Source organism: uncultured Psychroserpens sp., from assembly GCF_947501425.1.
Classification (GTDB): Bacteria; Bacteroidota; Bacteroidia; order Flavobacteriales; family Flavobacteriaceae; genus Psychroserpens.
The window spans coordinates 1-6,357 of the sequence record NZ_CANMVN010000015.1; the positions used below are offsets into that span (position 1 = coordinate 1).

The window sequence follows — 6,357 nt, forward strand, 5'->3', positions numbered from 1 at the left end:
TCTGAATACCGTCTGATTACTTTGTCATTTTTATACATAATGTTTGAAATTATGTAGCCTTTATTCAGGACGGGTCAGCATTACTTACAACGTGTTTGTGTATGGTTTGTTGCGTGAAAATCCGCGAGGATTTTCAGATTAAGAAACCAAGATAGTAAAATTGCGAAGAATTTCCGATAGGAAATTCAGAAGCAATGAACTATACACGTTGTTAGCTACTGGACTTTTGAATTAAATAATCTTTTATAAAGTCCACTTGTTCGATTAATTCTCCATTTAGCTTTTCAGAAGCAATAGTAAGTAGTCTTTCCGTTTCTTCATTCGGCTCAATTTTTTCACACCAGAGTAATTGGTCTAATAGGCCGAGTCCAAATTCAGCTGTGTGTTCTTGATTGAGAAATTCCTCTACCCATTTTATGGATTTGGGATGAGCGATTTCCTTGATTACAAACACTGCTAATTCTGAAGTGTCTTTTCGGGTTGATTCTTTGTAAATGTTATATGCATAATCAGTTGCATGTTCAGATTCTAAAATCTGCAAACACTTTACAGCTAAATCAAATTCATTATGTAATTCAATCACAAAGTCCACAGTTTTTTCTATCCATTCTTTTCCTAAAAAGAATTCAATAGCAAGTTTTGATTTTCCATCTGCTGTTAAATTTTTAGTTTTAACAACATTGTAAATTTCTTCCCATTTAGATTCCATTGCGTTTTGTTTGTCTTGTAGCTAACGTGTTCGTGTATGATTTGTGCGGAATGTTCCGAAGGAATATTCCGATGAAAATCATAATTTAATAAAAGTAAGAAATTTTCCTTTGCTTAACCAACTTAGCATTGATTATACACGTTGTTAGCCACTGGCTTTTTCCTCAAATTCTGGACAGTCTAATCTAATTTCATTATTCAATAATTCTTTTTGAAGTAAATTACAATAATCCGATTCTTGGTTTTTTTGATAAAATTTACAGCCATAACAAGTTCTTTGAACGCTTAAAATTCCATTTCGATTTAATTTGTAAATCAGTTGACTTAAAGTTCCAAATAAACTTTCTAATTCTGATGTTGAAAAACCATCAATTTGTTTTTTTAGTGGATTTGAAAAATCATAAGTTTGAGAAACTATATCAGCTCCTAAATCAGATAATATTATTGAATAACTGCGACTATCAGATGATGAATAGTCTTTTTTAATAAGTTCTTTTTTGTCTAAAACTTTAATGGCGTCACTTACTGTAGGTTTAGTTATGTTAAATTCTTTTGCAATATGACTTACGTTGCACAATTCTTGTTTGTGAAAAGCTATGAATATGAGTATCTGAATTTGAATTGGGCTTAGACCAACCAATTTAGCTTTTTCCCATAGCAGGACTTTAAATACTTCCGAAACACGTTCCATTCCTGCAACGATTTTACTCGAAATGTCTTTTTCTTGTTGTGCTGGGTTAAATGTACTTTCCTTCATAAAAAAAGCCTGTCAAAATTTGTTCGACAGGCAAAGTTAGTAATCCTAATTAAATTAATTACAATTTTCCATTTCTATTATGAAATATCCTTTGTTTTCAATTGAAGAGATCATTTCTTTTGTTGTTTGTTCAATATGACACAGGCGACATTCATTTGAGGTCAATTGCCCTGTTTTAAAAGATCTTGTTTTCAGATAATCTTTCCCAAAATTAAATATGATTTGTTCATTGGTTATGTTATCAGGAACGAGAATATCAAAATGCATAATATTACCATCTTCTCTTTTTACATAAGTGTCCCAAACTGCTACGTTCATTTTATTATTTTTTTACTTTATATGGTAATGATAAATCTCCACTTGCTACACTAAACACTTCGTAAACTCCTAGCATAGGTAAATTATCATTACTTGTATTTACTTTCATAAATGCAGTAACACCATCAAAACTAAAATCTGTTCTATTGTTCATACGATAGTCTGGCACGACAACTTTTATTGTGTTGCTTTTAGTAGTAACAGGGAATCCTGGTGAATCCATATACATTGGCATTCCTGGGTTTGTTGGTGGTAAAACAACTGTCTCATCTGCTTTCTTAAATTGTTTAACCGATAGTCCTCCATCAACTCTTTTATCTTCGTGAAGTATTACCCAATGTGGATGCCAAATAATTCCATCGTTATCAAATATTTGGTCACTATTTTCGTCCCAAAGAGGCGTGTCGTCAAAGTCTGGATGAGATGTCAAAGCAAGAGCTACAATTCCTTCTGTTTGATTAAACCCTACATCAGTTGGTTTTAAACTAGTAGGAAATACATATCCCAAAACTGGTGCACCATCAAGTTGTCCAACTTTTGTTGGTGTAGTTTTACCTGCTGTCCCATTTACAATTATTTCCCAAATAGTAATTCCTAAATTGGGTTGGTGAGTTACACTAACTTCGTTAATTTTGAAGTCATCATTTTTGTATTGACTTTCTTGTGCGCAAGCTATAGTTGTGCTTAAAAGTACTGTTGTTGTAAGTAATAATATAATTGATTTCATTTCGAATTGTTTTAGAAAGTTAGGATTCTTTTTTAAATTAGGAATCCTAACTATATGATTTAAAAAATTATCCTTTTACATCTGCCATAGAAGCACCGAAATTAATGTGTAGTGTATTTCCGTTTGGTGTTACCAAAGCTGGAACAGAGTTAACTCCTGCATTTTCAGCTTCTGAAATTCTATTTCTGTCTACACCTATGTTTACTACTTCAACATTTTCGGCTCCAACTAAATTGATAATGTCGTGTTCTGCACTTATACAAACTGGACATCCTGCGTGATAAAAAATTGATTTACTCATTTTATAATATTTAAATTAATGCATTATTGCTTTACAAATATAGTAAGGATTCCTAACAATAAAAATTTTTATTCAATTTAATTTTAAAATAGTGTGGTAGATTTTTAGTAAGAGAGTAAAATAGATGCAGTTTTTTCAGCTTGTGGCTAACGTGTTTGTGTATGATTTAGTTGCGACTTTGAGTCTTGCTCTAGTTTAGCTTTTGCCGAATCAGCCGACGCAGGAGGTAGGCAAAAACAGCGTTGGCAGGAGCGAGGCTTGTGCGCAACTATTCAATTATCTAAAGATAGTAATTTGTAGGAATATTTGGTAAACTTAAAGCACTTGCGCAGCAATTAATTATACACGTTGTTAGCCACTGGCTTTTTATTCAGATATTTTTTTTATTTCACCATTTATATTACAGGAGGCCTTGACTGTGTTAAATATTGTTCCAAATTTCTCGATATTCTTTTTGAGCAAATCAATATTTAAATTATTGTCTTGACTGTAGATTTTTAACTCATAATTTAATTTATCCATCCTTGGAGGTTTTTCGAGTCGTGTAGCGTTTACTATTAATTCAGCATTTGAGTATTCAAAATTCATTAAAATCGAAAAGCGTTCAACATTTTTAAGAATGCATGCAGAAAAAGATCCTAAGAATAATTCGGCAGGGTTTGGTAAATTATCACTTGATTCTGGAGTAATTCCAAAAATAATTTCCGATTCTTTGATTTTTATTGAAGCATTGTTTTTTGAAGATGAGCTTGCTTTACTAAAATACTCCATAAATAATGTTATTAATTCAGCTTGTGGCTAACGTATTTGTGTATGATTTAGTTGCGACTTCAAGCCTTGCTCTAGGTTTAGCTTTTGCCGAATCAGCCGACTGCAAGGAGGTAGGCAAAAACAGCGATGGCAGGAGCGAGGCTATTGCAATCTAAATCAAGATTTTATAATTAGTAATAAAAGTAAGAAAAATTCCTCCTCTTAAACACATCTCGCAATTAATTATACACGTTGTTAGCAAACGTAATTATTATCTGTATGCAATTTCAGTTACGATTAATCTTTTGATAAAATAATTAGAAAAATCCACATCGTCAATTAACATTTCATAAGCTAGCATAGAAGGATGTAGAGATCCTGCTGCTTGTGTCATATCCAAATATTTATTAATAAATTTATTATGTTCGGCTACATACTTAAGTGCTTCCCGATATTTTCCATAATAGTTTATTACTATATATTTTTTACGTTGCGCTATAATTGAATCTTCATTTTTTGAAGTATCATAACTAGACTCTGAACTTCCATAATTATATTTCCCATTTTGTCCTAAGTATTTCCATTTGACTTTTATCATTGGAATAGAACTTTTAGAGCTCAGACTATCTAGTTTTTTATCAATCCAAACAGAGTCAGCGATTCCATAAACTTGTAATTTTAAACTACTGTTGTTAAAGAGTTCTCTGCTTTTTTTCGATGTTTTTTTCCAATTTCCATTGGGATCATTTTCTAATTCAGATAGAAACTTTAGATAAGCTTTCTCGATTTTTAAATCTGGATAATTTCTTTTTAAAAAATCTTTTTCAAAGTCAGACACCAAATGGGTTAGAGTTCCACTATTATCTTTTCCTAGAATGCTCTCAAATTTTGAAATCTGATCTTCGTTAGAACAACTAAAAATCAATATTAGAATAAAGAACATTTTTATTTGGTTCATCATATGTTTGCTAACGTGTTTGTGTATGATTTAGTTGCGATCTTAGAGACTTGCTCGAGTTTAGCTTTTGCCGAATCAGCCGACGCAGGAGGTAGGCAAAAACAGCGTTGGCAGGAGCAAGGCTATTGCAATCTAAATCAAGTTTTTCTAATTATTACTAAAAGTAAGAATTTTTCCTTGTCTTAACCAGCTGAGCAATTAATTATACACGTTGTTGTAGGTAGTTATTTTTTTTAAATCAATTTTGATTAGTTCTAGTTTTACTGTTTTTCCCAAACTCCGTTTTTTTCAATTCACCATTTTGCCCGTAATATTCTATTTTAATAACTTCTTTTAATTCGTATATTAATTTATGACTTACGTTTCCGTTTTGATAATATAATTTTGTTGTGTCTACCAATTTTCCTTTTCTAAAGTTTTCTGATTTCCATAAAAATCCTTTTTCGTCATAATACTTCCAAACTCCATGCTTTCTTTTACTAAGATATTGTCCTTCAATAAATATTATTGAATCTTTTTCGATAATTACTTTCCAATTTCCATCTGGCAAACGTTTTTTAAGAGAATATGTTTGCTTAAATTCAGATGGCAATTTTTCAATAGTCATAAATTTTTTATCGCCATAATTGACGATATGATCTTGAGCATTTAATTTTATTGAATAGTAAATTATAAATATGATAAGTAAGTTCCTCATAATTACCTACAACGTATTTGTGTATGATTTAGTTGCAATCTTTGAGTCTTGCTCTAGTTTAGCTTTTGCCGAATCAGCCGACTTTAAGGAGGTAGGCAAAAACAGCGTTGGCAGGAGCGAGGCTAATGCAATCTAAATCAAGTTTTTATAATTAGTAATAAAAGTAAGAATTTTTCCTTGTCTTAACCATCTTACGCAATTAATTATACACGTTGTTGGCTACTGGCTTTTATTTAATATGTTCTCTGTTTTTTAAAATTGACTTAACGTCTTTATATGCAATTTTCCATTTTTCAGTCTGTTTAAAATAGATTGTGACCTTATCAGTTAAATCGGGATTCTTATCTAAATCTGAAGATTCAAATGACTCTTCGCATTTATGTAATTTGTTTAAATATCCCAAAAGTTCTCTAGTTCCTTTTCTTTCCATTTCTTTTAATGTAAGAACAATTGGTTTAGGTTTTTTCGACATTTTATTTTAAAAGGAAGTTATTATGAATTAATAGCTATTGGCTTTTATTGTTTCCGAAATTCGTTCAAATTTCTTTTCAAGTTTGGTTTTAGTTTTCTTTAGGCCATTTCCAAGCGTACCAAACAATTAAAGCTGTAATAATACTTTCTAAAAATGCCAGAAAAGCATAAAAACTATACCATTCAGTCATTGAATTTACACCTATAAGTAACATCATTAGCGTAAACAAGGTTCCGAAAATAATATTTAGAATTCGGTTCATTTTTGGTTTAAGAATTATTGATGCTCCAACCATAATTGAAGAAATTGCCAAAATTATTGATGCTATTAATAATTTTGTTGGGCTGTCTAAAACGTTTTCACCTGTAATTAGGCTGTCTACTTTCCCTGGCGTGTAAAGTTCAAAATAGTCTCCATATAAGTAGCATAATGTTACGGAAGTCCATAAAGAGGCAAGTTTGATTTTGATATTCACTTTTGGGTTTTCTAACATACATATTGTTTTAAAATTCAGACATAAAGGTTCTATTTATAAAGACGTAAAATCTGCTTGAATGGTTGCCTGAATTTTGAATTCAGTTCAGTTTTTAGCTGTCTAGTCCTGAAATATGGCTACAGGTTAAAAATTGATTTACGCTGTTTTTAAATATACCATATTTGGTGTTTTAT

Annotated in this window: 10 protein-coding genes; all 10 read right to left on the reverse strand. The window is 31.0% G+C overall.

The window, feature by feature from the left end:
- Nucleotides 1–211 precede the first annotated feature (211 nt).
- The gene (locus Q0951_RS16895) at nucleotides 212–709 is read right to left on the reverse strand and encodes a hypothetical protein (RefSeq protein WP_299339494.1); all 498 of its coding nucleotides are present in this window, start codon (nucleotides 707–709) and stop codon (nucleotides 212–214) included.
- Nucleotides 710–853: 144 nt separating this feature from the next.
- Nucleotides 854–1,465, reverse strand: coding sequence for a MarR family transcriptional regulator (locus tag Q0951_RS16900; protein ID WP_299339497.1), 612 nt, complete (start codon nucleotides 1,463–1,465; stop codon nucleotides 854–856).
- 54 nt (nucleotides 1,466–1,519) lie between these two features.
- Nucleotides 1,520–1,783, reverse strand: coding sequence for a DUF2024 family protein (locus Q0951_RS16905; protein ID WP_299339500.1), 264 nt, complete (start codon nucleotides 1,781–1,783; stop codon nucleotides 1,520–1,522).
- Nucleotides 1,784–1,787: 4 nt separating this feature from the next.
- Nucleotides 1,788–2,510, reverse strand: a complete 723-nt coding sequence (locus Q0951_RS16910) for a hypothetical protein (RefSeq protein WP_299339502.1) — start codon at nucleotides 2,508–2,510, stop codon at nucleotides 1,788–1,790.
- A 67-nt stretch (nucleotides 2,511–2,577) separates the two neighbouring features.
- Entirely contained in the window at nucleotides 2,578–2,811 is a 234-nt protein-coding gene (locus Q0951_RS16915) for a thioredoxin family protein (RefSeq protein WP_299339505.1), read from the reverse strand.
- Nucleotides 2,812–3,177: 366 nt separating this feature from the next.
- Complete coding sequence (locus tag Q0951_RS16920; RefSeq protein ID WP_299339507.1) at nucleotides 3,178–3,582, reverse strand: OsmC family protein; 405 nt, start codon at nucleotides 3,580–3,582, stop codon at nucleotides 3,178–3,180.
- 250 nt (nucleotides 3,583–3,832) lie between these two features.
- Complete coding sequence (locus Q0951_RS16925; RefSeq protein WP_299339508.1) at nucleotides 3,833–4,522, reverse strand: hypothetical protein; 690 nt, start codon at nucleotides 4,520–4,522, stop codon at nucleotides 3,833–3,835.
- A 235-nt stretch (nucleotides 4,523–4,757) separates the two neighbouring features.
- The gene (locus Q0951_RS16930) at nucleotides 4,758–5,216 is read right to left on the reverse strand and encodes a hypothetical protein (protein WP_299339510.1); all 459 of its coding nucleotides are present in this window, start codon (nucleotides 5,214–5,216) and stop codon (nucleotides 4,758–4,760) included.
- 229 nt (nucleotides 5,217–5,445) lie between these two features.
- The gene (locus tag Q0951_RS16935) at nucleotides 5,446–5,688 is read right to left on the reverse strand and encodes a hypothetical protein (RefSeq protein WP_299339512.1); all 243 of its coding nucleotides are present in this window, start codon (nucleotides 5,686–5,688) and stop codon (nucleotides 5,446–5,448) included.
- 88 nt (nucleotides 5,689–5,776) lie between these two features.
- Nucleotides 5,777–6,181, reverse strand: coding sequence for a DUF6326 family protein (locus Q0951_RS16940; RefSeq protein WP_299339513.1), 405 nt, complete (start codon nucleotides 6,179–6,181; stop codon nucleotides 5,777–5,779).
- Nucleotides 6,182–6,357: the final 176 nt, after the last annotated feature.